This is a genomic window from Sporosarcina koreensis (assembly GCF_001531445.1).
GTDB lineage: Bacteria > Bacillota > Bacilli > Bacillales_A > Planococcaceae > Sporosarcina > Sporosarcina koreensis_C.
Genome location: NZ_LQYA01000293.1, coordinates 1 through 243, shown reverse-complemented (window position 1 = coordinate 243; position 243 = coordinate 1). Strand labels below are relative to the sequence as shown.

Annotated in this window: 1 rRNA gene; it reads left to right on the top strand. The window is 55.1% G+C overall.

Features of this window, described 5'->3' with window-relative positions:
- Positions 1-130: 130 nt before the first annotated feature.
- Positions 131-243, top strand: a 16S ribosomal RNA gene (locus AWV70_RS22000); the annotation flags it as partial.

Below are 243 nucleotides of genomic sequence, written 5' to 3'. Positions count from 1 at the left end.
CTCTAAACTGGTGTTCGAGGCGTGGTGCAGTGCTAGGAGATGAAGGAGAGAGGGAAAGAGCGTACTTCAGTACGTGACTGACCGATCGACTGAAATCGACAACGCAATGCGCCGTGCATCGGACGCCAGTATTATGGAGAGTTTGATCCTGGCTCAGGACGAACGCTGGCGGCGTGCCTAATACATGCAAGTCGAGCGGATTGAAGGGAGCTTGCTCCCTGATATTAGCGGCGGACGGGTGAG